Annotated in this window: 21 protein-coding genes; 14 read left to right on the top strand and 7 right to left on the bottom strand. The window is 67.7% G+C overall.

The window, feature by feature from the left end; translation table 11 throughout:
• From SM757_RS06705 to SM757_RS06695, 3 genes are all read left to right on the top strand, one after another.
• On the top strand, positions 1–1,200 hold the full coding sequence (locus SM757_RS06705; RefSeq protein ID WP_084267729.1) for an HlyD family type I secretion periplasmic adaptor subunit: 1,200 nt from the start codon (positions 1–3) through the stop codon (positions 1,198–1,200).
• A 100-nt stretch (positions 1,201–1,300) separates the two neighbouring features.
• Positions 1,301–2,023 (top strand): hypothetical protein, encoded by a 723-nt coding sequence (locus tag SM757_RS06700; RefSeq protein WP_066339836.1) that lies wholly within the window; start codon positions 1,301–1,303, stop codon positions 2,021–2,023.
• A 307-nt stretch (positions 2,024–2,330) separates the two neighbouring features.
• Positions 2,331–3,326, top strand: coding sequence for a hypothetical protein (locus SM757_RS06695; RefSeq protein WP_322464870.1), 996 nt, complete (start codon positions 2,331–2,333; stop codon positions 3,324–3,326).
• A gap of 78 nt (positions 3,327–3,404) precedes the next feature.
• Here the strand turns inward: SM757_RS06695 and SM757_RS06690 are convergent, their stop codons facing one another.
• Positions 3,405–4,316: a LysR family transcriptional regulator gene (locus SM757_RS06690; RefSeq protein ID WP_322464869.1), complete on the bottom strand. Its 912-nt coding sequence runs from the start codon at positions 4,314–4,316 to the stop codon at positions 3,405–3,407.
• A gap of 94 nt (positions 4,317–4,410) precedes the next feature.
• Between SM757_RS06690 and SM757_RS06685 the strand changes: the two genes are divergently transcribed.
• On the top strand, positions 4,411–4,821 hold the full coding sequence (locus SM757_RS06685) for a carboxymuconolactone decarboxylase family protein (RefSeq protein WP_322464868.1): 411 nt from the start codon (positions 4,411–4,413) through the stop codon (positions 4,819–4,821).
• A 78-nt stretch (positions 4,822–4,899) separates the two neighbouring features.
• On the opposite strand, the gene SM757_RS06680 is transcribed toward SM757_RS06685, so the two are convergent.
• Complete coding sequence (locus tag SM757_RS06680) at positions 4,900–6,918, bottom strand: sigma-54-dependent Fis family transcriptional regulator (protein WP_322464867.1); 2,019 nt, start codon at positions 6,916–6,918, stop codon at positions 4,900–4,902.
• A 402-nt stretch (positions 6,919–7,320) separates the two neighbouring features.
• Here SM757_RS06680 and SM757_RS06675 point away from each other — a divergent pair, with 402 nt between their 5' ends.
• From SM757_RS06675 to aldA, 4 genes are all read left to right on the top strand, one after another.
• On the top strand, positions 7,321–7,944 hold the full coding sequence (locus SM757_RS06675; RefSeq protein WP_322464866.1) for a QcrA and Rieske domain-containing protein: 624 nt from the start codon (positions 7,321–7,323) through the stop codon (positions 7,942–7,944).
• 74 nt (positions 7,945–8,018) lie between these two features.
• Entirely contained in the window at positions 8,019–9,740 is a 1,722-nt protein-coding gene (locus SM757_RS06670) for a methanol/ethanol family PQQ-dependent dehydrogenase (protein WP_066339824.1), read from the top strand.
• A gap of 40 nt (positions 9,741–9,780) precedes the next feature.
• Complete coding sequence (locus tag SM757_RS06665; protein ID WP_066339822.1) at positions 9,781–10,251, top strand: DUF1097 domain-containing protein; 471 nt, start codon at positions 9,781–9,783, stop codon at positions 10,249–10,251.
• A gap of 42 nt (positions 10,252–10,293) precedes the next feature.
• Positions 10,294–11,733, top strand: a complete 1,440-nt coding sequence (gene aldA, locus SM757_RS06660; protein ID WP_322464865.1) for an aldehyde dehydrogenase — start codon at positions 10,294–10,296, stop codon at positions 11,731–11,733.
• Positions 11,734–12,146: 413 nt separating this feature from the next.
• On the opposite strand, the gene SM757_RS06655 is transcribed toward aldA, so the two are convergent.
• The 5 genes from SM757_RS06655 to SM757_RS06635 all read right to left on the bottom strand — a co-directional run bounded on the left by SM757_RS06655 (position 12,147) and on the right by SM757_RS06635 (position 16,768).
• Positions 12,147–13,145 carry a Bug family tripartite tricarboxylate transporter substrate binding protein gene (locus SM757_RS06655; RefSeq protein WP_322464864.1) on the bottom strand — a complete coding sequence of 333 codons (999 nt, stop codon included), beginning with the start codon at positions 13,143–13,145 and terminating at the stop codon, positions 12,147–12,149.
• A 105-nt stretch (positions 13,146–13,250) separates the two neighbouring features.
• Positions 13,251–14,255: an Ldh family oxidoreductase gene (locus SM757_RS06650; RefSeq protein ID WP_322464863.1), complete on the bottom strand. Its 1,005-nt coding sequence runs from the start codon at positions 14,253–14,255 to the stop codon at positions 13,251–13,253.
• On the bottom strand, positions 14,255–15,178 hold the full coding sequence (locus SM757_RS06645) for a hydroxyacid dehydrogenase (protein WP_322464862.1): 924 nt from the start codon (positions 15,176–15,178) through the stop codon (positions 14,255–14,257). The genes SM757_RS06650 and SM757_RS06645 overlap by 1 nt, the downstream gene beginning before the upstream one ends.
• 112 nt (positions 15,179–15,290) lie before the next feature.
• On the bottom strand, positions 15,291–16,466 hold the full coding sequence (locus SM757_RS06640; protein WP_322464861.1) for a UxaA family hydrolase: 1,176 nt from the start codon (positions 16,464–16,466) through the stop codon (positions 15,291–15,293).
• Between the two features lie 20 nt (positions 16,467–16,486).
• A complete protein-coding gene (locus SM757_RS06635; RefSeq protein ID WP_066339809.1) occupies positions 16,487–16,768 on the bottom strand; it encodes an SAF domain-containing protein in 282 nt (93 codons plus the stop codon).
• A 121-nt stretch (positions 16,769–16,889) separates the two neighbouring features.
• On the opposite strand from SM757_RS06635, the gene SM757_RS06630 reads away from it, so the two are divergent.
• The 6 genes from SM757_RS06630 (at position 16,890) to SM757_RS06605 (ending at position 22,725) form a co-directional block, all read left to right on the top strand.
• On the top strand, positions 16,890–17,681 hold the full coding sequence (locus SM757_RS06630) for a GntR family transcriptional regulator (protein WP_322464860.1): 792 nt from the start codon (positions 16,890–16,892) through the stop codon (positions 17,679–17,681).
• Between the two features lie 38 nt (positions 17,682–17,719).
• Positions 17,720–18,766, top strand: a complete 1,047-nt coding sequence (locus tag SM757_RS06625; protein WP_066339853.1) for a YeiH family protein — start codon at positions 17,720–17,722, stop codon at positions 18,764–18,766.
• A 200-nt stretch (positions 18,767–18,966) separates the two neighbouring features.
• A complete protein-coding gene (locus tag SM757_RS06620) occupies positions 18,967–19,422 on the top strand; it encodes a VOC family protein (protein WP_322464859.1) in 456 nt (151 codons plus the stop codon).
• Between the two features lie 27 nt (positions 19,423–19,449).
• A complete protein-coding gene (locus tag SM757_RS06615) occupies positions 19,450–20,667 on the top strand; it encodes an FAD binding domain-containing protein (RefSeq protein WP_322464858.1) in 1,218 nt (405 codons plus the stop codon).
• A 58-nt stretch (positions 20,668–20,725) separates the two neighbouring features.
• A complete protein-coding gene (locus SM757_RS06610) occupies positions 20,726–21,079 on the top strand; it encodes a DUF485 domain-containing protein (protein ID WP_322464857.1) in 354 nt (117 codons plus the stop codon).
• On the top strand, positions 21,076–22,725 hold the full coding sequence (locus SM757_RS06605) for a cation acetate symporter (protein WP_322464856.1): 1,650 nt from the start codon (positions 21,076–21,078) through the stop codon (positions 22,723–22,725). Before SM757_RS06610 ends, SM757_RS06605 begins: the two co-directional genes overlap by 4 nt.
• Positions 22,726–22,853: the final 128 nt, after the last annotated feature.

Raw genomic sequence — 22,853 nt, 5'->3', positions numbered from 1 at the left:
ATGAAAGACAACACCATTCCCGCTCCCATGGGCCTGCCTGCACGGCGCGGCGGGCCGCTCGGCGGCTCCGTGCTGATCTGGCTGGTCGCGGCCACGCTGGGCGGCCTGGTCGCCTGGGCCAGCGTCTCGCAGGTGGACCAGGTGGTGCGCGCACAGGCCACCGTCATCGCCAGCCGCCGCGTGCAGGTGATCCAGTCGGTGGATGGCGGCGTGCTCATCCAGTTGGGCGTGGCCGAGGGCGACCGCGTGCGCAAGGGCCAGGTGCTGGCGCGCTTCGACGAGACCCGCACCCGCTCCGAACTCGACGCCACGCAGGCCAAGCGCGCCTCGCTGCTGGCCACCACGGCACGGCTGCGCGCCGAGCTGGACAACGCGGCGACGGTGAACTACCCGGCCGAAGTGCGCCGCTACCCGGAGATCATGCGCGACCAGAACAGCCTGCTGGCCGGCCGGCGCGCCAACCTGCACACCGACCTGGCCACGCTAGGCGGCATCGTGCGCACCGCGCGCGAGGAGCTGCAGATCACGGAAAAGCTGCTGGCCGACGGCGACTCCAACCGCGTGGAGCTGCTGCGCGCCACGCGACAGCTCGCCGAAGCCCAGGCGCGCATGGACAGCCGGCGCAACCAGTTCGTCCAGGATGTCAACGCCGAGCTGACCAAGACCCGCGACGAGCTGGAGCAGATCCAGGAGCAGAACACGCAACGCAAGCGCCAGCTCGACAACATCGTCGTCGTCGCACCCATGGACGGCATCGTGAAGAACGTGCGCTTCACGACGCTGGGGGCCGTGCTCAAGCCCGGTGACGAGCTGCTGAGCATCGTACCGCTGGACGACCGCATGATCGTGGAGGCCAAGGTGGCGCCGCGCGACATCGCGCTGGTGCATCCGGGGCTTGAAAGCATGATCAAGTTCGACGCCTACGACTACACCGTCTACGGCGCCGTGCCGGGCCAGGTCAGCTACGTCAGCGCCGACAGCATGCGCGAGGAGGGGCAGCGCCCCGATGCCCCGGGCAGCACGTACTACCGCGTGCACGTCGTCACGGCCTCGCCGGCGGCCACGCACACCGGGCGCAGCCTGGACGTCATCCCCGGCATGACCACCACCATCGATATCCGCACCGGGCGCCGCACCGTGCTGGAGTTCCTGCTCAAGCCGGTCATCAAGACGTTCTCCGAAGCCTTCGGCGAACGCTGAGTCCCCAAAGCCGTGTCCCGGCGCCGCCGGGGCTGCGCACCTTCCCTTCCTGTCGAGCCCGGCCACAACGGGCCAGTGGAGTATCCCTTTGAGCCGCATCATGATCTGCACGCCTTGCTACGGCAGGGTCGTCAACGAGTCCTACCTGAAATCGCTGCTGTCCTCGCAAGACGCGCTGCGCGACGCCGGGCATTCGATGGTGCTTTCCACCTTCAGCAACGAATCGCTGATCACCCGTGCGCGCAACAACCTCACGGCGCTGTTCCTGGCCTCCAACTGCGACGCGCTGATGTTCATCGACGCCGACATCGGCTGGCAGCCGCGCGCGCTGCTGGACCTCATCGAGTCGGGCTACGACGTGTGCGGCACGCCCTACCCGACCAAGGGCTACCAGTGGGACCGCGTGCCGCACCTGGCCACCACGACGGGCCCGGACGGCCTGCCGCTCAAGCCCGCGGCGCTGCGCACGCGGGCCATGAACTACACCGTTCTGCGCACCGAGCAGCAGCCCGCGGGGCTGCCTTCGGGCTGGCAGGAGGTGCACGCGCTGGGCACAGGCTTCCTGCTGATCCAGCGCCACGTGCTGGAGCGCATGCGCGACCACTACCGCGCCGAGCTGGGCTACGTCAACGACGTGGCTGGTTACATGCGCACCGTGCAGGCCGAGCACTGCGTGGGCCTGTTCGAGACGATGATCGAGCCCGAAACGCGGCGCTACCTGTCCGAGGACTACGCCTTCTGCCGCCGCTGGCGCGACCTGGGCGGCCATGTCTTCGCCTGCTTGCGCCATAAACTCTCCCACACCGGGGCTCACGAGTTCTGATACGCAGGATTGGCCGGGCGTTGCCTGCTCCGAGCGAGCGGCACCTTTCCTTAGCGGCAGCGGGCCAGGCGCCAGGCCACAGCCTTGAATCAGGCCCACCAGCAATCGACTTGCAAGAGCTTGCCCAATGAAGCCTCCAATGGTGACCACCACGCAAAGCGGCAGCACGGCGCAGCAGCGCCCTCGGGTGCTTTTCGTGCAAATGCAGTCCTGGGTTGGCCCGGAACGCTTGGTGCTGTCGGTGATGGAGCGCGGCGTGGCTTGTGCCGCTTGGCATCCCGAAGGCTCCACGCTGGAGGTGCTCAGCTTGGCCTTGCGGCTGACCCACCGGCGCGGTGACAACTGGACCGGGCTGCTGGCGGCGCTGCAGCAATTCGAGCCGCAGCGCGTCGTCCCTCTGGACGATCAGGCCGTGCTGCTGCTGGCGCAGCTTTGGCAGCGGCAACGCCCCGTGCTCAAGCCCTTCGAGGCGGTGCTGCGAGAGTCCCTGGGCGATCTTGAGACGCTGGCGCTGCGCGGGCGGCGCAAGGCGCTGGTGGCGCTGGGCGACGTCGTGCTGCAGCCTGAAGCATGGCATCCGGGCCATGACGAGACGCTGCGCGACTGGGCGGAAAAGCAGCAGTGGCGTTGCGCGCTCAAACTTGAATCCACCTTCGCCGGCACGGGCGTGGAGTTGGTGTCGTCGCGGTCAGAGTTCGATGCGGCATTCGAACGTTTGCAAGGCACCGGACGTCCCTTGATCGCGCAAGCGTTGATCCAAGGGCAAATGGCGATGCGCGCCTGCCTGGCGCAGGGCGGGCGCGTGGTTGCGGGCCTGTCGTTGCTCAAGACCGAGCAGCATCCCGCCACCGGGCCGGCAACCCGCGTGCGTGCCGTCGCACATGAGGATATGAAGCTGGCTTGCGAGAAACTGGCCGCGCACTGGCGCATCGATGGCTACTTCTCGTTGGACTTCATGATCGACGACGCCAGCGGTCGTGCTTTTGTACTGGAGTGCAACCCCAGGGCGGTTGCCTGGCTGCACCTGGGGCATCTGGCCGGCGTGGACCTGATTGGTGCCTTCGTTGACTCCCTCAGCCACTCCGGGATGGCGCCGCAGCTTGAGACGCCGCCTTCGGCACAGGAAATAGCCCTGTTCCCACGCGAATGGGTGCGTGATCCCCGCTCGCCTTTCCTGACGGGTTCTGCGCACGACGTGCCCTGGGCGTATCCCGCACTGGTCACACGGCTGATGCAGGAGGGCTTGCGCGAGGTGGCCACGCGCCGCCGGGCACGAATGGCACCGGCACAACCTGCGGCATAGCCGGTAAGCCGCTGACAAGTAGCCGGCAAGCAGCCGACATGCACGCTGTTCCTGTTCGGGCACGCCGGCTGTCGGCCATCACGTTTCCGATTGAGCGAGGCGAGACTGGGGCAAGCCGCTGGCGCTGCGCAGGGGCCCGCGCAGCGCGCTGCCTGTGGGCGGCAGGCACAGGCCGATGCCGACCGACAGCTCCAGGCCTTCAGCCAGGGGCCGGTACGCCACGCCCTGGCGGCGCAGTGCGCGGAAGGTCGAGGGCAGCAGTGCGATGCCCTTGCCCGCCGCCACCTCGGCCAGCAGCACATGGTGCTCCATCGCCTCCGTCAACCACTGGCGCGCCTGCAGTCCGCTGCGTTTGAACACCGCTTGGCAGTGGTCATGGAACGCAGGTTGGCGGCGGCGTTCGAACCAAAACAAGGTCTGCTGTGAGAGCTGGGCCAGCCTGAGACGCTTGTGGCGGGCCAGCGGGTGGGCGCAGGGCAGGGCGGCGTACAGCGCGTAGCGCTCCAGCTCCTCGACCTGCAGCCCTTGAGACTCCGTCGGCAGCGCGATGAAGGCGGCTTGCAGCCGTCCGCTGCGCACTTGGCGCACCAACTGCGGCGAGCTGGCGAAGCACAACTCGACATGAGCCTGGGGCCATTGCGCCTGCAACCGCTCGCCCAGTCCGTCGAACCAGGGCGGTTCGAGGGCCGTGGTCAGGCCGATGCGCAGGGTCGTTGCACCGTGGGCTGCCGTCACCGCCGTGTGCGCCTCATCCAGCAGCCGCAGGATGTGCTCCGCCCGCGGCAGCAGCAGCGCACCCGCGGCGGTCAAGGCCACCGAGCGGGTGTTGCGTTCGAAGAGGCCGACGCCCAAGCGCAGCTCCAGTTCGCGAATCGCGCGGCTCAAGGGCGGCTGTGACAGGTGCAGCATCTCGGCGGCTTGCCGGAAATTCAATGTCCGTGCCACCGCGACGAACAGGCGCAGGGCACGAGAGTCGAGTGGGCCATTCATACGCATCCGGTATCAGCGAAACAGCAATTCTCTTACGTGGCCCGCAGGCGCAGAGTCCGTGACCTCGCTGTCAACCACTGGAAAGGACGCTGAGATGACGCCTGAACATTTGCCGCACGCCGACCGGTACCGGCAGGGACTGGAATGCCTGCAGCGCGTGGACGGCCCGCAGGGCGTGGCCGTGGTCCAGGATTTGGCGGAGTCGTTTCCTGACTTCGCCCGCTACCTGGTGGAGTTTCCCTTTGGAGACATCTACGCGCGGCGCTCATTGGGCCTGCGCGAGCGCGAGATCGCCACGGTGGCGGCGCTGACCGCCCTGGGCAACGCCGCGCCGCAGTTGCGCGTGCACATACACGCCGCGCTGCACGTGGGATGCAGCCCGGCCCAGATCGTGGAGACCGTGATGCAGATGGCGGTCTATGCCGGCTTTCCTGCCGCGCTCAACGGCCTGGCCGTGGTCCGGGAAGTCTTTCTGGCCCACGGCATCGCCTTGCCTTTGCCATGAGCACCGCGCAGGGCAGGGTGGCGCTCGTCGCAAAGCGGCACGGTGCGCGTGCCTGTTGCCTGGAACCGCCGCGAAGCGTCAATGCGGCGTGTTGCCTGCGTCCACGGGGGAGACGATGCCGAAACGCTTCATCTGCCTGTAGATGGTCGTGCGGCACTGCCCCGTCTTTGCAGCCACGGCCGTGATGTTCCAGCGGTGGGCGTGCAGCAGCGCCTGCAGGCGCTCCGCTTCCGGTGGACGCGCCGCAGCCATGGCGGGCGGCGGCGCCGGCCGATCGGCCATGGGCGCGGCCGGCGGGGCCTGCAAGGTGGGCGCAGCGTGCGGCATGCCGGCGCCGATTTCCGGCGGAAGGTGCTCGGTGAGGATGCCCGCCTCGTCACACAGCGCCAGGCCGTAGCGCAGGGCGTTGCGCAACTGCCTGATGTTGCCCGGCCATGGGCAGCGGCGCAGCAGGGCCATCGCCTCGTCAGAGATCGCGGCGGGCACACCGGCCTCGCGGCCCTCCTCCTCCAGGATCAGGTGGATGAGGTAGTCCAGGTCCTGCCGCTCACGCAGGCTGGGCAGCAGCAGCGTGGCGCCGCAAAGCCGGTAGTACAGGTCCTCGCGGAAAGTGCCTGCCGCAATGGCCTGGCGCAGGTCACGGTGCGACGCCGCAACCACCGTCAACTCCACCCGCACGGGCTGTTCGGCGCCCAAGGGCAACACCTCGTGCTCGGAAAGCACGCGCAGCAGCCGCGTCTGCAGGTGCAGCGGCATGTCGCCGATCTCGTCCAGGAAAAGCGTGCCGCCGTGCGCCTGCACGATCAGTCCCTTCATGCCCCTGCTGCGTGCACCCGTGAACGTGCCGGCGGTGTAGCCGAACAGCTCGCTCTCGATCAGCGACTCGGGAATGGCCGCGCAGTTGACGGCCACGAAAGGCTTGTGGCGGCGCTCGCTCGACTCGTGCAGTGCCCTGGCGAAGACCTCCTTGCCGCTGCCCGTCTCGCCCTGGATGAGGATGTTGATGCGCCGGTTGGCCAGGCGCTGCGCCTGGTGCTGCAGGGCGCGCATCTTCCGGTCCTCGCCGGCCAGGCGGCGCAGCGCGGCACCCACGGGGACGGACGCGGCGGGTTCGGCCGCTTCCCGCAAGGGGCCGTCGCCCACGGCACGCACGCGCGGCACGATCACGCTGCTGAAGTAGCTGCGCTGATCCACCAGCGAGAGCAGCGAACGCTCCATCGCATCCGGCGCGCGGGCCAGGCGCCAGATGTCGTCCATGGTGCAGTCGAACAGATCCATGAGATGGCGCCCAACCACCGCATCGGCACCGCGGCGCGGCGGCAGCGCGCGCAGCCACTGCCGGGCCGCGGCGCTGGCGCCCAGCAGCACGCCGTCCGCGTCGAAGGCCAGCAGCATGTCGCCGGTCACGTCCACCAGCGCCCAATTGGTGGCCAGGCGCAGGATCCAGCGGTCGCGGAAATGGCGCATGAACGTGGCGTCCTCGATCATGCGGCCGTACAGCCGCGTGAGGTGCAGCGCCAGGTGCTGGCTTTCACGGGCATCGCTTTGCGCCTGCGCCGAAACGTCGAGCACGCCCATGAGCCGGCCGTCCGGGTGGAACAGCGGCGTGGTGCTGCAGCTCAGGCCAGTGTTGTTGGCATAGAAGTGGTCCGCGCTGTGGCAGGTCAGGGCCGTCTGCTCCTGTATGCAGGTGCCTATGCCGTTGGTGCCGGCAATGTGCTCCTGCCAGTTGGCGCCCAGGTACAGGCCGAAGCGCTGCGCGTCGCGGGCCCAGGTGTCGTTGCCTATGTAATCGATGGTGATGCCCTCGGCGTCCGTGAGCAGCAGCACGTAGCCCAGGTCGACCACGTGCTTGAACAACTGCTCCATGCCGCTGCGGGCGACCTGCAGGTACTCCTCCATGCGCTCGCGCGAGGTGCGCACGCGGGAGGCGCTTTCCACGCAAGGGTCGAAGCAGTCGGCCGGGTCCAGGCCGTGCTGGTGGTAGCAGCGGTGCCAGGAGCGGTGGATCAAGCTGTCAGGCGTATCGCTGGAGGGCACCACGCCGCTGGCGGCACGCAGTACGCGATCAACATGCAGGTCGGAGGAATTCGACACGGCAACTCCTTCGGGTTCGGGGTGTCGCAACGGCCTGCCAGGCGCCACGCGTGACGAGGCGGCGCCTGCCCCGCATCGCGGACTGCGGGGCCCGGGGCCGCGTCGCGAACCGCGCACTGTATGCGAGACGGCGGCGCCGGCGTGTCGGTATCGGCCCGCAGTCGGCAAGGCTGCACAGGGCTTGCGGCGTAGGGGGCACGCATCACCTGTAGCCGGCCCAGTGCGGCCGCGCATCAGGTGTACACCGCCCGCGCAACATTGGCGCAAACCCCGAGATGCCCGTGCAACCCATTGATGTTCAACGAAAAAATGCCTTGAGCGGCTGATTGGCGGACGCTGCCGGGCCGTGGCATGGGCCTTGCGCAAAGGGGGCTGCCTCCAACGCAGTTCCTGAGCATGACCATGAAGCAGCAACGACTCATCACCAGCCCGGCGTCCGTGCGCGTCGGCGAGCCCGACCCGGCACGGCGCGACGCCTTGCGCCGCGGCGCCTGCGCCTGCTTGGGTGCCGGCCTGGCCACGGTCGGTGTGAGCCCGGCGCGGGCCGACGAGCCCGCTTCGCAACGGCCCGCGCCCGGTGACCGGCTGGTGCTGGCCGCCGGCGACGAGCCGCCCCGGCCGCTCGTGGCCTCCGACGTCAAGCCCGGCGCCAAGCCGCTGCAGGTGTTTCCCTTCGATGCGGCCGCCGGCGTGGTGCGCGACGGGTCGCGCCTCAACAAGGTCCTGCTCGTGAAGCTGGACCCGGCTGGGCTGGACGACGCCGCGCGCTCGCGCGCCGCCGACGGCGTGCTGGCCTTCTCGGCCGTGTGCACGCACCAGGGTTGCGACGTCAGCGAATGGAACGAGGCCGAGAAGGCACTGCTGTGCTTCTGCCACTTCTCTCGCTTCGACCCCGCACGGCTGGGCCAGGTGGTGGCCGGACCCGCCTCGCGCGGCCTGCCCAACCTGCCCTTGAAGCTTGATGGCGGGCTGCTCACCGTGGCCAGCCCATTCAGCACTTCACCGGGCGCCAAGGCGGCGGGCTGAGCGCCCGCGCCTGGACACCGCGGCGCCTTGCCGCGGTCTTGATGCAAGCAAAACAACTTTCCACAGGAGACGCCGTGAAACTGAACACTCTTCTTCGTGCCGCTTGCGTGGCCGCGCTGCTGCCGGCCGCCGCGCAGGCCCAGCTCAAGCCCTACGAGCCCGTCACGGACGCGCGGATGGCCAATCCCGAGCCCGCCAACTGGCTCATGTACCGCGGCAACTACGCGGGCTGGGGCTACAGCCCGCTGGACAAGATCAACGACCGCAACGTCGGCAAGCTGACGCTGGCGTGGTCCTACGTCACCGGCATGAGCGAGGGTCACCAGGCGCCGCCCATCGTCAACAACGGCTACATGTACATCTCCACGCCGAACAACCAGGTGATCGCCTTCGAGGCGAAATCCGGGCGCGAGCTGTGGCGCTACAAGAAGCCCATCCCGGAGGAGCTGCAGCAACTGCACCCGACCAACCGCGGCGTGGCGCTCTACAAGGACAAGCTCTACTTCGCCACCACCGACGCCATGGTGGTGGCCCTGGACCCGGTGAGCGGCAAGGAGTTGTGGAAGCAACCCATCGGCGACTGGAAGGCGGGCTACTACTCCACGCTGGCGCCCCTGGCGGCCAATGGCAAGGTGGTGGTGGGCGTCTCGGGCGGCGAGTACGGCGTGCGCGGCTACATCGTGGCGCTGGACGGCGAGACCGGCAAGGAGGTGTGGCGCACCTACACCGTGCCCGCGCCCGGCGAGCCCGGCGGCGACTCCTGGCCGGGCGAGACCTACAAGAACGGCGGTGCATCGGTGTGGATCACGGGCACCTACGATCCTGAGACCAGGCTGTCCTACTGGGGCACCGGCAACGCCGCACCCTGGATGCCGGACACGCGCCAGGGCGACAACCTCTACGCCAACTCCACGCTGGCGCTGGACATAGACACCGGCGCCCTCAAGGGCTACCACCAGTACCACTGGAACGACGCCTGGGACTGGGACGAGGTGTCGGCGCCGCTGCTCATCGACGTGGAGCGCAATGGCAAGAAGGTGAAGTCGCTGGTGCATGCCGGGCGCAACGGCTACCTGTGGCACCTGGAACGCACCAGCGACCGCATCAACTTCGTCGACGCCTGGCCCTACGTCAAGCAGGACGTGTTCGCCTCCGTGGACCCGCGCACCGGCCGTCCGACCTACCGCGAGGACAAGCGTCCGGGCACGGGCAAGACGGTGTCGTTCTGCCCGTCGCTGTGGGGCGGCAAGGACTGGTTTCCCGAGGCCTACAGCCCCAAGACCGGCATGCTCTACGTGCCGGCCAACAACAACCTGTGCTCCGAGCTCAAGGGCGAGGCCGTCAACTACCGCAAGGGCGAGCTCTACATCGGCGTGTCGCTGGACAACATCCTCACCAACGTGCGCATGACCGACGCCTCGCGCCAGCACATCGGCGAGGTGCAGGCCTGGAACGTGGGCGCCAAGAAGAACGTCTGGACCCACAAGTATCCCGAGATGAACTGGGGCCCGCTCATGGCCACGGGAGGCAACCTGGTGTTTGGCGGCGGCACCAACGACCGCATGTTCCGCGCCTTCAACGCCACGACCGGGCAGATGCTGTGGGAGTTCCCGGCGAGCTCCGGCGTGACGGGCGTGCCCTCGTCCTTCGAGGTGGACGGCGAGCAGTACATCGCCGTGCAGGCCGGCTGGGGGGTGGACGCGGAGCGCATGCAGGGCGCCTTCAACGCCGTGCTCAAGCACAAGACCACGGTGCCGCAGGGCGGCACGGTGATGGTGTTCAAGCTGGGCAGGTGATGCGCCCACTCACGGTACATACGACACAAGGAGACACGACATGAAGCTTCTGCATGCCTTGGCACTGAGCATCGCCACGCTGGTGGCGCTGTGGGTCTACCTGAGCATTGGGCAGCCTGGGCTGCGCTTCAACCCATGGATTGGCTTCGTGGCCTGGGCCGCGTTCTTCGCGGCTGGAGGCGGGGCCGGCGGCGCGCTCAAGGCCGTGGCCGGCGGCCTGGCCGGGGTGCTGCTCACGGCCGCCACCATGGCCGCCGTTGCCGCACTGGGCGGCGGCCTGCCCTGGCTGATGGGCCTGGTGGCGCTGCTGGCCTTCGTCCTGGTGGCCATGGCTGACATCCCGATGCTGGCGTACACGCCCGCGGCGTTCCTGGGCGCCGCTTCCTTCTTCGGTGCAGGCGCCAAGGTGGACGAGACGGTGCTGCTCGTGTCCGTCACCTGGCTGGCCGGCGTGGCCTTTGGCTTCGCCTCCGAACTCATGGGCAAGCGCTTCGCACGCCCGGCGGCCTGAGTGCAGGGCCGCTCATTTCTCTCACGTGAAAGGTTGAAGACCATGATCAACGAGTACCGCAACTACATCAACGGCGAGTTCCTCGCCAACACGGGCGGCGCACTCATGGATGTGCGCAATCCGGCCACGCACGAGTTGCTGGCGCAAACGCCCGATGCCCCGGCCTGGGTGGTGGACCAGGCCGTGGAGGCGGCGCGCAAGGCGCAGCCCGCGTGGGCGCGGCTGCCCGCGGTGCAGCGTGCGCGGCATCTGCGCGACATCGCCGCCAAGCTGCGGGAGCACAAGGAGATGATGGCCCGCACGCTGACCTGCGAGCAGGGCAAGGTGCTGTCGCTGGCTCGCGTGGAGGTGGACTTCACGGCCGACTACCTGGACTACATGGCCGAGTGGGCGCGCCGTATCGAGGGCGAAGTGCTGGAGAGCGACCGCCCCGGCGAGAGCATTTTCATGCTGCGCAAGCCGGTGGGCGTGGCCGCGGGGATACTGCCGTGGAACTTCCCGCTGTTCCTCATCGCCCGCAAGATGGCGCCGGCGCTGGTGACGGGCAACACCATCGTCATCAAGCCCAGCGAGCTCACGCCCATCAATGCCTTCGAGTTCGCGCGCCTGGCTGCGCAGACCGATCTGCCCGCGGGCGTCTTCAACCTCGTGGGCGGCACGGGCGCGGTGGCCGGTGCGCACCTGGCCGGGCACCGCGACGTCGGCATCGTTTCCTTCACCGGCAGCGTCGAGACCGGCAGCCGCATCATGGCCACCGCGGCGCGCAACCTCACGCGCGTCAACCTGGAGCTGGGCGGCAAGGCGCCGACCATCGTCCTGGCCGACGCGGACCTGGAGCTTGCCGCGCGTGCCATCCACGCGTCGCGCGTCATCAACACCGGGCAGGTCTGCAATTGCGCCGAGCGGGTCTACGTGCAGCGGCAGGTGGCCGACGAGCTCACCAGCCGCATCGCGCGCCTGATGGCCGACACCACCTACGGCGACCCGATTGCCGAACCGGGCGTGCACATGGGCCCGCTGGTCAGCCAAGCCGGGCTGGACAAGGTAGCGGGCCTGGTGGAGCGCGCGCGCGCCGAAGGCGCCGTGGTGGTGCAGGGCGGGCGCCGCGCGCAGCGTGACACGGGCTTCCACTACGAGCCCACGGTGCTTGCGGGTTGCCGCGGCGACATGGAGATCATGCGCAAGGAGATTTTCGGCCCGGTGCTGCCGGTGCAGGTCGTTGAAGACCTGGACGAGGCCATTGCGCTGGCCAATGACTCGGAATACGGCTTGACCTCGTCCATCTTCACCCGTGACCTGTCGCACGCCATGAAGGCTTGCCGCGAGCTGCAGTTCGGCGAGACCTACGTCAACCGGGAACATTTCGAGGCCATGCAGGGCTTCCATGCCGGGCGCCGCAAGTCCGGTATTGGCGGTGCCGACGGCAAGCACGGCCTGTACGAGTTCACCGAAACGCACGTCGTGTACATGCAGCACGGCTGAGGCCTGGTGCCGGCGGACGGTGCGTGCACTCGCACCGTTCGCCGCGCCGCAGCCACAACGACCGCCTGCGGCCGGCGCATCGTCTTCCATGGCGTCCGCGTTATCACAACATACGCGTTACTTGTTAACCACTATTTCCCGTCCTCGTCTGCGTTGCCGCACTTGAAGGTGATGTGAGGCGGTCGTGAAAGGAATTCAGGAGAGGGGCCTGTTTTCAACAAGCGTGCAAACGCATCGCGTATGTTGCTAGTGGCGCCACACGGCTTGGCCCGCTGCCCCATGCCACTGCTCCAGTGCCGGCAACGCGCTCAATGCCAGCACGTCGTGGCCGCAGACGACGGCTGCAGGGGCTGCCGCGCCGACAAAGCGGCGTTCAAGGCGCCGCTTGCGCACATTCCGGGTCCGGCGTGTACCTACAGCGACGTGATGTTGGCCGTCTTCACCAGGCGGCCCCAGCGCTCGACCTCGGCCTTGAGGTAGGGCGCAAAGGCCTGGGCGTCGCGCGCGTCCACGCGGAAGCCCTGCGTCCGGGCCCGCTCCTCGATGTCGGCCGTGCGCATGATGCGCACCACCTCGGCCGAGAGCTTGTCCACCACGGCATCGGCCGTGCGCGCCGGGGCCATGATGCCGGTCCAGTTCTCGACCTGAAGCTCGGCCAGGCCAAGCTCCGCGGTGGTCGGCACGTCAGGCACCAGCGCATTGCGCGCCGCGCTGCAGAGGGCCAGCGCGCGCAGCTTGCCGGACTTCACGTGCGCCACCGACTCCGGGAAGTTGGAGAACACCACGTCAAGCTGGTTGCCCATCAGGTCCTGGATGCAGGGCGTGCCGCCCTTGTAGGGCACGTGCTGGATGGCGGACTTGTTGAGCTGGTTGAACAGCGCCAGCGTCAGGTGGGGTGGCGTGCCATTGCCGCTGGAGCCGCCGTTGAGTTGGCGCCCTTTCGACGCTTCCATCAGGTCCTTGAAGCTCTTGATCTGGCTGGACGCCGCAACCACCACCAGCATGGGCGAAGCTGCCAGCAGGGCCACCGGGCGCAGGTCCTGCACGAAGTTGTAGCTGGCGCCCGGAAACAGCGAGTAGTTCACCGCGTGCGTGAGCGTGATGGCCAGCAGCGTGTGGCCATTGGCAGGGGCCTTGGCCACCGTGTCGGCACCGATCTGCCCGCCGCCGCCGGCGCGGTTGTCCACCACGACCGTGGTCTTCCAGCGCTCGCCGAGCTGCTGGCCCACCGCGCGCGCCATCACGTCGGTGAGCCCGCCAGGCGGGAAAGGCACCACGTAGCGGATGGGCGTGCCAGGCTTGGGGAACTCGCCGCCCTGGCTCCAGCCGGGCAGGGGCATCCCCGCACCGGTGAGCGCCAGGGTCATGCCAAGCATTCGACGACGCCTCATGTTCAAGGTCTGTTCGTCCATGGATGTCTCCTCCATCGAGGGCCCGCCCAGCGGGCGGGTCGGGTTGGGAACTGGATCGGTACCGCGCTTGTCCTTTCGTCTGTCTTGCTTTCACTGCGCGGGTGTTCAGCGCCTGAGCGTCTCCAGCACGGCATCCGTGACGGCGATGCCTTGTGCCTGGGCGCACCGGCGCAAGTCCTCGCGCCGCGCTCCCGGCAGCCGCACGCCCTCGTCGGCGAGCATTTCGTGGACGAGCACTTCGACACGGTCGAGGTAGCTGTCGGCCCCAGCCAAGGCGCCGGGGTCGATGACCAGGAAGGCTTGGCCGATGCGAGGGCGGTTGCCTTCGTCAACGAAGAAGCTGGAGGCCTCGAAGCCGTAGTTGGCGCCTATGAGCGCGGTCACGAGCAGCTCCACCACCAGCGCCAGCATCGCGCCCTTTGGGCTGCTCACGGCCCCGATGGCCAGCATCGAACCTTCCAACCCCGCCTTCGGGTCGGTGGTGGGGCGGCCGTCCTTGTCCAGCGCCCAGCCCGGTGGAATGGAGCGCCCCTCCTTGGCCGCGAGCATCAACTTGCCGCGCGCCACCTCGGACAGGCTCAAGTCCACCAGCAACGCATCCTGGCCCCGGCGGGCAAAGGCCGCAGCCAGCGGGTTGGTGCCGAAGATGGGGTGGCGTCCGCCCGCGGCGGGCATGGCCGCGGGCGAGTTGGCGAAGGCCAGCCCCACCAAACCGGCCTCGGCCACCGGGCGCAGGTGGTCCACCATCACGCCGCCGTGGTGGCTGCGCGTGACGCCGGCAAAGGCCACGCCGAAATCGCGGGCGCGGGCCATCGCCTCGGCCACGGCGAGCTCACAGGCGGGGAAGGCCAGGCCATCCTGAGCATCCACCAAGGCCGTTGCGCCCCGGCCCTTCAGCAGCCGCGGCTCGGCGCTTCCGTCGACGCGGCCGTTGCGAAGGTGCGTCGCGTATTGCGCCACGCGCGAGAGCCCGTGCGATCCCAGGCCCTGAGCCTCGGCCAGCACCAGGGCGCGCGCGGTGGCATCAGCCATGCGCGGGTTGGCGCCGGCGCGCTCCAGCGCTTGGGCCGCCAGATGGCGCGCCTCCTCCAAACTTAAAGTCGTGGCCATCAGGACAGCACCTCCAGCAGCTTGTCGGCGATCAGGAACGACACCCGCTCGTTGGATTCGGCCGAGACGCCCGCGATGTGCGGCGTCAGCAGCAGGTTGGGGCAGTCCTGGAAGTACACCGCCGCGGGCAAGGGCTCGGTGGCGAACACGTCCAGCGCCGCGCCCCCGAGGTGGCCCGCCCGGAGTGCGTCGGCCAGGGCGGCTTCGTCCACCACACCACCGCGCGCGGTGTTGACCAGCACGGCTCCGCGCTTCATGGAGGCAATGCGCCGCGCGTCGAACAGGCCGCGCGTTGACTCGACCAGAGGCACGTGCAGGCTCACGACGTCCGCCGTGCACACCAGCTCGTCCAGGCCCACGCTGCGCACGCCGGTGCCGTTGAAGGCCGGGTGCTGCTCGCCCATCAGGACGTCGTGGGCCACCACGTTCATGCCCAGCGCCTGAGCCAGGCGGGCCGTGAGCTGGCCGATGGAGCCGAAGCCCACCAGGCCCAGTGTCTTGCCGGCAAGCTCGCGTCCGCCGGACAGCGCAGCGCGCGGCCAACTGCCGGCCGCCACCGCTGGTGTGCTGAGCCACGCTCCGCGCAGCAGCACCAGTGCGCTGGTGATGACGTACTCGGCCACCGACAGCGCATTGGCACCGGTGGCTGGCATGACCTGGATGCCGCGCGCCTCGCAGCCCGGCACGTCGATGTTGTCCAGGCCCACACCCAGGCGGCCCACCACCTTGCAACGCTGCAGCGCATCAAGCAGCTCGCCACGAACCTGTGTGCGGTTGCGAACCACCAGGGCGTGTGCTTGGACCGCTTCGCGCCACAACCGCGCCGGATCGTCCACCAGGGCAGGGTCGTAAACGACCTGGTGGGCCGCCTGCAGGCGAGCGACGGCGCGCTCGTCCATGAATTCACAGATGAGGATGTTCATGAGCTTCGCCACGGCGCAAGCAGCGGCGGGAGAGGTCACATCGGAGCGAGGCCACGGCACACGCCACGGCCCCGCGGACGGCGTCCCTGCGGGAGCAGGGCCGGCGGGCGCGTTACGCGCTCTCGTAGAGGCGCGTGAGAACGAACTCGCGGTGCCCCAGCGCCTCGGCGGCGGTCAGCCGCCCGTTGGCGGTGCGCAGCATGCACTCCAGCAGCTTGTCACCGGCCTGGTCCAGCGTCAGTTCCCGCTGCAGCAGGCCTGAGGTATCGACGTCGATGTGCTCGCTCATCAGGCGCACCGTGCGCGGGTTGGCGCAGATCTTGATGACCGGGACGATGGGGTTGCCGATGACGTTGCCCTGGCCCGTGGGGAAGAAATGCACCGCGTAGCCTGACGCCGCGCACAGCGTCACCATCTCGGCCGCGGCGGAGGACGAGTCCATGAACCACAGGCCCGGGTGCGTGGGTATCTCCGCCTTGTCGATCACGCCGTCCACCGTGCACTTCTTGCCGATCTTCTGGATGTTGCCCAGCGCCTTTTCCTCGATGGTGGTGAGGCCGCCGGCGATGTTGCCCTTGGTAGGCTGGGACTCGCTGAGATCCGTCGTCTTGTGGCGGTTGATCATGTCCTGGTAGCGGTTGAACATGAACATGAAGCGCTCGCGCACCGCGTCGCTGGCGCAGCGTTCGGCCACGATGTGCTCGCCGCCCGTGATCTCCGAGGTCTCGCCAAAGCACAGGTAATTGCCCAGCGGGTGCAGCTTGTCGAAGGCGTTGCCCACGGTGGGATTGGCGCCGCAGCCCGACGTGGTGTCGGACTCGCCGCACTTGGTGGACACCCACAGCTCGCCGATGGCGCAAGCCTCGCGCTGCTTCTCGCTGGCCCACTGCGCGAACTCGCGCGCTGCCTTGCTGGCCTTCAGGATGGTGTCGTGGTCGCCGTGGCCCTCGATGCCGAAGCCCACCACCGGCTTGCCGGTGGCGGCGATGCCGTCCACCACCTTCTTGGTCCAGCCATCTTCGATGCCTATGACAACCACCGCGGCCACGTTGGGGTTGCAGCCGGCGCCGATGAGCGTGCGGAAATGCAGCTCCAGGTCGGCCCCGAACTGCAGCCGCCCGTAGGGGTGCGGAATGGCCATCGTGCCCTTGATGTTGTGCGCCACGGCCTCGGCCGCCGCATTGGACAAGTCGTCCAGCGGCAGGATGATGACGTGGTTGCGCACACCCACGCGGCCGTTTTCGCGCCGGTAGCCCAGGAAAGTCGTGTTGCGGTCGATGACTGCCATTTTCAGTTCTCCTCTTGGGTTTACCAGCGCTTAGTCTTGATGTTTTGCACGTGGGCGTGTTCGCCCGCCTTGATGGGCGCCACGACCTTGCCCATGTCGATGCCGTACTTCCAGACGGTGTCGCCGGGCTGCATGTCCACGAGCGCCACCTTGTGGCCGATGGGAATGTCCTGCCTCGCCATCACGGAAGTGGACTTGTTCTCATCCATGATCCAGCCGGACAGCTCGGTGCCCGCCTTGACGCCTTCAACCACGACGACCGCAACGGTGTCCTTGGCGTCGTGCAACACGAAATGAATCATCGGTTTGTCCCCTTCGTCGGGTGTTGGGATGGAGGTCACTCTAGGCTTTGCGTTTTCCGACGGTCAAACAGGTCATATAGATGACTTGCATGAAATGAAGAAGCCGCCAACAGTCCATCCCATGGACCAGCTCATCACTCATTCCGCTCGCGGGCGGGCCCAGCCGATGTTCGAACCCGTGGACCCAGGCGGCCTGGGCATGCCGCTGTACCGCGCCGTCAAGCGCGGGCTGCTGCAGGCCATTGAGGCCGGCCAGTGCCCGCCCGGCCAGGCACTGGCCAGCGAGACCGAACTGGCCGCCTCGTTCGGCGTGTCCATAGGCACGTTGCGCAAGGCCGTGGACGAACTGGTGGCCGAACACATCCTTGTGCGTCGCCAGGGCCGGGGAACCTTTGTTGCAACCCACGACCAGGCTCGTTTCCTGTTCCAGTTCTTCCACGTTGAGCGCTGTGACGGCCTCAAGGAAGTGCCCGTGGTGGAGCTGGCCGGCTTCAGGCGTGGCCGCGCCGAGGAGGATGCTGCCGTGGCCCTGGGCATCAGGACGGGCGAGCCGGTGATCGAGATCGAGAACCGGCTGCTGCTGCAACGCCGCCCGGTGGTGCACGACCGCATCGTGCTGCCGGCCGTGAACTTCAAGGGGCTCACCGAGAAGCGCTTTGCAGAGCGCGACGGGACGATCTACCAGCTCTACCAATCGGCGTTCGGCATCACCGTGGTGCGGGCGGCCGAGCGGCTGCGGGCCGTCCTGGCCGAACGCGGCAACTCGCGTGTGCTCGGCGTGTCGGAGGGCACGCCGCTGCTGCAGGTTCACCGCACCGCGCTGACGTTTGGCGACAAGCCCGTGGAGTATCGCGTCTCGGCGGTCAATACGGCCCATCACGACTACGTCAACCTGCTGTCGCGCCCAACATGACGTCACCGACACCCCCCGCTTCCGGTGAACCCTTGTCCGTGGCGACCCTGTCCGCGCCGGGCAAGGCCACGAGCACCTCCCGCCCTGCCGGCTGGTTGCAGGCACATCTGCCCGGCACCTTGCTGAGCGCCGTCATCGCGCTGGCGGCCACCTTCGTGTCCACGCTGCACGGTGGCCCGCAGTTGCTGTACGCGCTGCTGATGGGCGTGTGCTTCAACTATCTCAGCCACGAAAGCCGCACCCGGCCCGGCATAGAGCTGTGCTCGCGCACGCTGCTTCGCCTGGGTGTCGGCCTCCTGGGCGCACGCATCACGGCTGCACAGATCGCCGGACTGGGCTGGACCACGGCACTGACCGTCGTTGCCGCGGTCGTCACCACCATGGCGCTGGGCGTCTGGCTTGCACGCAGGATGGGCATGAGCTCAAGCCAGGGCGTGCTCGCGGGCGGCGCCACGGCCATCTGCGGCGCCTCGGCTGCGCTGGCGATCTCGGCCGTGCTGCCGCGCGACAAGGAACACGAGCGCTTCACGCTGCTCGTGGTGGTCTGCGTCACGGCACTGTCCACGCTTGCGATGATCCTGTACCCGCTGGTGGCCCGTGCGCTGCATCTCGACCCGCAGCTGGCGGGGCTTTTCATTGGCGGCACCATTCACGACGTGGCCCAGGTGGTGGGCGCAGGCTACATGCTGGGCCAGGAGACAGGCGACTACGCAACCATAGTCAAGCTGTTTCGCGTGGCCATGCTGTCGCTGGTCGTGATCGTGGTGTCGGCTTCGTTCCGCAAGTCCGCCCAAGCTGGCGCGGACGCCCATGCCGCCGGCACGCGCAAGGCTTCCCTGGTGCCCTGGTTCCTCTACCTGTTCATGGCCATGGTGGTGATCAACTCGCTTGGAGCGGTGCCGCCGCAAGCGCAGGATGCCTTGGGCCAGCTCTCGCGCGGCTGCCTGGTCATGGCCATTGCCGCGCTGGGCATGAAGACGTCGTTTGGCGAGCTTGCCAGGGCCGGCTGGCGCCCATTCGTGCTGCTGCTGGTGGAGACGCTTTGGATGGCCGGCTTCGTGCTGGCTGCCATCCACTTCGCTTGACGTGGCCGTGATGCCGATGGCGATGCCTTCTTCTTCCTGCGCGTCACGACCCGCTCCCCGGTAACGGGCAGGGGCATGGGCATGGGCAGGGGCCAAGGCCCTGCCGGCATATCCCTTCACGCGGCATGCCGGCTTGCCGCTTGAGATTTGACGGCCTACTATTTATCCATCGATAACTTATTGCGCGTCAGGAGACATCCATGCCCGTCAGCAAGCTGGCCCACTTCTCGGTCCGCACCGCCTCCATCGAAGCGTCACGCCGCTTCTACACCGAGATCCTCGGCTTCAAGGCGGGGTACCGGCCCCCTTTCAACTTCCCGGGCCTGTGGCTTTACCTCGGCGGAGATGAAGCCGAGTTTGGCGTGGTTCACATCATCGGCATCGACGAAAGCGATCCACAGGGACTGGCGCAGTACTTGGGCGACAAGGCCAGCGCCTCACTGCATGGCAGCGCCGCGGTGGACCACTTGGCTTTTCTTGCCACCGACCTGCGCACGATGCGCATGCGGCTCAATGGCGCTGCGCTGCCGTACCGGGAGCGAACCGTCCCCGGCCTGGGCTTGCACCAGGTGTTTGTGGAGGACCCCTCCGGCATCACGATCGAACTGAACTTTCCCGCCGACGAAGCGCGGGCCCTGCAGGAAGCTCAGCACTGAGCCCACAAGGCACCACAGGAGACAAGCATGGAAACACGACGCAAGGCAGTCATCATCGGCGGTTCGCTTGGAGGGCTGTTTGCCGCCAACCTGCTGCACCGCGCGGGCTGGGACGTGGAGGTCTACGAGCGCGTGGCCGAGGAGCTCGAAGGACGCGGCGCAGGCATCGTCACGCACCAGGAGCTGATGGATGCGCTGGCAATGGCCGGCGTCACCGTGGACGAAACCATAGGCGTGGCGGTGAAGGAACGCGTGACGCTGGACAGCGACGGCAGTGTCGCCGGGCGCCGTGCCATGCCCCAGATACTCACCGCATGGGGCCGCCTGTACCACGTGCTCAAGGAGGCATTTCCGCCTGAGCGCTACCACAACGGCTCGCAGCTCGAATCGCTGAAGCAGGACGGCGACGGCGTCACGGCGTGCTTCAAGAACGGCCACCACGCGCGGGCCGATTTGCTGGTGGCCGCCGACGGTATCCGCTCCACGGTGCGGCAGATGCTGCTGCCGCAAGCGCGGCCCGCGTACGCGGGCTACATCGCTTGGCGCGGGCTGGTCGAGGAATCGGCGTTGAGCGAGCGCACGCTCAAGGAGCTGTTTCCGTACTTTGCCTTTGGTCTGCCACCGCAAGAGCAGATGATTGCCTACCCGGTCGCAGGCAAGGGCAACGCTTTCGAGCCCGGCAAGCGTCGCTTCAACTTCGTCTGGTACCGGCCTGCAGCACAGGCCACCACGCTGCGCGACATGGTGACCGACGCGTCGGGCAAGGTCTGGCTGGACGGCATACCGCCGCCACATATCCGGCCCGAAATCCTTGAAGGCGCGCGCAGCGCGGCAGGGCAGGTGCTCGCACCGCAGTTCGCGGAAGTGGTGCAAAAGACCGAGAGCCTCTTCTTTCAGCCCATCTTCGATCTGGAAAGCTCCAGGCTGGCATTCGGCCGCGTCGCGCTGCTGGGCGATGCCGCCTTCGTGGCACGGCCCCATTGCGGCATGGGCGTGACCAAGGCCGCCAGCGACGCGCTGGCGCTCACCAGGGCTCTTGAGGCCTGCACCGATGTGCCGGCGGCCCTGCAGCGCTACAGCGACGACCGCACGCCCACGGGCGCGGCCATCGTGCGGCACGCCCGCCATCTCGGCGCTTACATGCAGGCGCAACTGCGAAACGAAAGCGAGCGGCAGATGGCCGAGCGCTATCGCACGCCGGAAGCCGTGATGCGGGAAACCGCCGTCGCTCGCATCTTCAGCTGAATCCGCACGCCATGGCGGCGGCAAGCTGCCGCCGTGGACCGCTACCAGGAGAGACCTCATGGAACACACTGCTGCGCTGGTGGCCTCATGGCCCAAGGCCTCCGCCGACCCCACTTGCGAGGCGCTCGGCAAGGACCCGCGCTTTCATCTGCTGTTGAGCAGCCGCCGGCGCTTCGTCTGGGGACTGACCGTCCTGATGCTGGGCGTCTACTTCGGCTACATCCTCACGCTCGCCTACCGGCCGGACCTGCTGGGCGTGCGACTCGTGGAATCGCAACCCATGACGGTGGGCATCCCGATCGGCTTTGGCATGTTCGCCTTCACCTTCGGCCTCGTCGCGATCTACGTGCACCGGGCCAACGCGGTCTACGACGCCATGATTCACGACCTGCGCCAGGGAGACGGTCAATGAAGCCCGCTGTTCTCGCGCTCCTGGGTTCGCTTGCGCTGCCGCTGCCCGTGCTGGCGGCCGGCTCGGCGGTCGGACAAGGCCTCAACCTCACGGCCATCGGCATGTTTGCCGTGTTCGTCCTGGCCACGCTGTTCATCACCCGCTGGGCGGCGCGGCGCAACAACAGCGTGGAGGACCACTACGCGGCCGGCGGCAAGATCACGGCCCTGCAGAACGGCTGGGCCATCGCCGGTGATTACATGTCGGCGGCATCGCTGCTGGGCATCTCGGCGCTGGTGTTCACCAGTGGCTACGATGGCCTGATCTACTCAATCGGCTTCCTCGCCAGTTGGCCGATCATCCTGTTCCTTATTGCCGAGCCGCTGCGCAACCTGGGCCGCTATACGCTGGCCGACGTGGTCTCCTACCGGCTGCAGCGCAAGCCTATCCGCACCTTCTCGGCATCGAGCTCCATCGTGATCGTGCTGCTCTATCTGGTTTCGCAGATGGTGGGCGCCGGCAAGCTGGTGGAGCTGCTGTTCGGCCTGAACTACACGACGGCCGTGGTTCTGGTGGGCCTGCTGATGATGATCTACGTCTTCTTCGGCGGCATGCTGGCGACGACCTGGATACAGATCATCAAGGCCGGGCTGCTGCTCACCGGTGCGGTATTCATGGCGTACATGGTGATGCAGCGCTTCGGCTTCAGCCTCAATGCGCTGTTCACCCAAGCGGTGGCAACGCACCAATTGCACGACGCCATCATGCGCCCGGGTGGGCTTGTCTCCGACCCGGTCTCGGCGGTTTCGCTGGGCATGGCGCTGATCTTCGGTACCGCCGGCCTGCCGCACATCCTCATGCGCTTCTTCACCGTGGGCAACGTCCAGGCCGCGCGAAAGAGCATCCTGTACGCCACCGGCATCGTGGGTTTCAGTTATGCGCTGATCATCATCATCGGCTTCGGCACCATCGCGCTGGTCGCCAGCGATCCGCGCTACCAAAGCGGGCAGGGCGCCATCATTGGAGGCGTCAACATGGTCGCGGTGCACCTGGCCCATGCGGTAGGAGGCAATCTCTTCCTGGGCTTCATCTGCGCGGTGGCGTTCTCCACCATCCTCGCGGTCGTGGCCGGGCTCACGCTGGCCGGTTCATCGGCCGTCTCGCACGACCTTTATGTCAACGTGCTGCGCCGCGGTACGGCCACCGAGCACGAGGAGCTTTTGGTGTCCAGAGCCGCGACGGTTGGGCTAGGTGTGCTGGCCATCATCCTGGGCATCCTGTTCGAGCACCAGACCATCGCCTTCATCGTGAGCCTGACGTTCTCGATTGCCGCAAGCTCCAATTTCCCCGTGCTCCTGCTGTCCATCTACTGGCGCGGTCTGACGACCCGCGGCGCCGTGATCGGTGGCAGCCTGGGGCTGGTGAGCGCCGTGGCGCTGACGATCCTGAGCCCGACGGTTTGGGTCAAGGTGCTTGGACACGCGGCGCCCATCTACCCTTATGAATACCCGGCGCTGTTCTCGATGCTGATCGCATTCGCGGGCATCTACCTGTTCTCGGTGACGGACAAGTCGCAGCGCGCCAGCAATGAGCAGCGAGCCTACGCCGGCCAGCTCGTGGTCAGTGAGCTGGGCGTGAAAGCGGCAGCGGCCTCACAGCCAGCCTGATCCAGGCGAACGGCGCCCCCGGACGCATGCAAAGCTTCCGGGGGCGTCACGGTGTGCCGGCACCATGGGCCTCGCCGTGCAGCCCGCCCCGTTGACTGCCACGCTTCAAGCCTACAATTTATCGACTG

This window comes from Azohydromonas lata (assembly GCF_034427735.1).
Taxonomy (GTDB): domain Bacteria; phylum Pseudomonadota; class Gammaproteobacteria; order Burkholderiales; family Burkholderiaceae_C; genus Azohydromonas; species Azohydromonas lata.
The sequence above is the reverse complement of the archived record's forward strand: the minus strand, read 5'-3'. Positions and strand labels throughout refer to the sequence as shown.

Excerpts from the sequence above, each read along its gene's own strand:
- SM757_RS06610 (WP_322464857.1), top strand. The coding sequence starts at position 20,726 with ATGGAACACACTGCTGCGCTGGTGGCCTCATGGCCCAAGGCCTCCGCC.
- SM757_RS06635 (WP_066339809.1), bottom strand. The coding sequence starts at position 16,768 with ATGATTCATTTCGTGTTGCACGACGCCAAGGACACCGTTGCGGTCGTC.
- SM757_RS06645 (WP_322464862.1), bottom strand. The coding sequence starts at position 15,178 with ATGAACATCCTCATCTGTGAATTCATGGACGAGCGCGCCGTCGCTCGC.
- SM757_RS06605 (WP_322464856.1), top strand. The coding sequence starts at position 21,076 with ATGAAGCCCGCTGTTCTCGCGCTCCTGGGTTCGCTTGCGCTGCCGCTG.
- SM757_RS06685 (WP_322464868.1), top strand. The coding sequence starts at position 4,411 with ATGACGCCTGAACATTTGCCGCACGCCGACCGGTACCGGCAGGGACTG.
- SM757_RS06700 (WP_066339836.1), top strand. The coding sequence starts at position 1,301 with ATGATCTGCACGCCTTGCTACGGCAGGGTCGTCAACGAGTCCTACCTG.
- SM757_RS06620 (WP_322464859.1), top strand. The coding sequence starts at position 18,967 with ATGCCCGTCAGCAAGCTGGCCCACTTCTCGGTCCGCACCGCCTCCATC.
- SM757_RS06675 (WP_322464866.1), top strand. The coding sequence starts at position 7,321 with ATGAAGCAGCAACGACTCATCACCAGCCCGGCGTCCGTGCGCGTCGGC.
- SM757_RS06705 (WP_084267729.1), top strand. The coding sequence starts at position 1 with ATGAAAGACAACACCATTCCCGCTCCCATGGGCCTGCCTGCACGGCGC.
- SM757_RS06665 (WP_066339822.1), top strand. The coding sequence starts at position 9,781 with ATGAAGCTTCTGCATGCCTTGGCACTGAGCATCGCCACGCTGGTGGCG.
- aldA (WP_322464865.1), top strand. The coding sequence starts at position 10,294 with ATGATCAACGAGTACCGCAACTACATCAACGGCGAGTTCCTCGCCAAC.
- SM757_RS06630 (WP_322464860.1), top strand. The coding sequence starts at position 16,890 with ATGGACCAGCTCATCACTCATTCCGCTCGCGGGCGGGCCCAGCCGATG.
- SM757_RS06640 (WP_322464861.1), bottom strand. The coding sequence starts at position 16,466 with ATGGCAGTCATCGACCGCAACACGACTTTCCTGGGCTACCGGCGCGAA.
- SM757_RS06690 (WP_322464869.1), bottom strand. The coding sequence starts at position 4,316 with ATGAATGGCCCACTCGACTCTCGTGCCCTGCGCCTGTTCGTCGCGGTG.
- SM757_RS06615 (WP_322464858.1), top strand. The coding sequence starts at position 19,450 with ATGGAAACACGACGCAAGGCAGTCATCATCGGCGGTTCGCTTGGAGGG.
- SM757_RS06650 (WP_322464863.1), bottom strand. The coding sequence starts at position 14,255 with ATGGCCACGACTTTAAGTTTGGAGGAGGCGCGCCATCTGGCGGCCCAA.
- SM757_RS06655 (WP_322464864.1), bottom strand. The coding sequence starts at position 13,145 with ATGGACGAACAGACCTTGAACATGAGGCGTCGTCGAATGCTTGGCATG.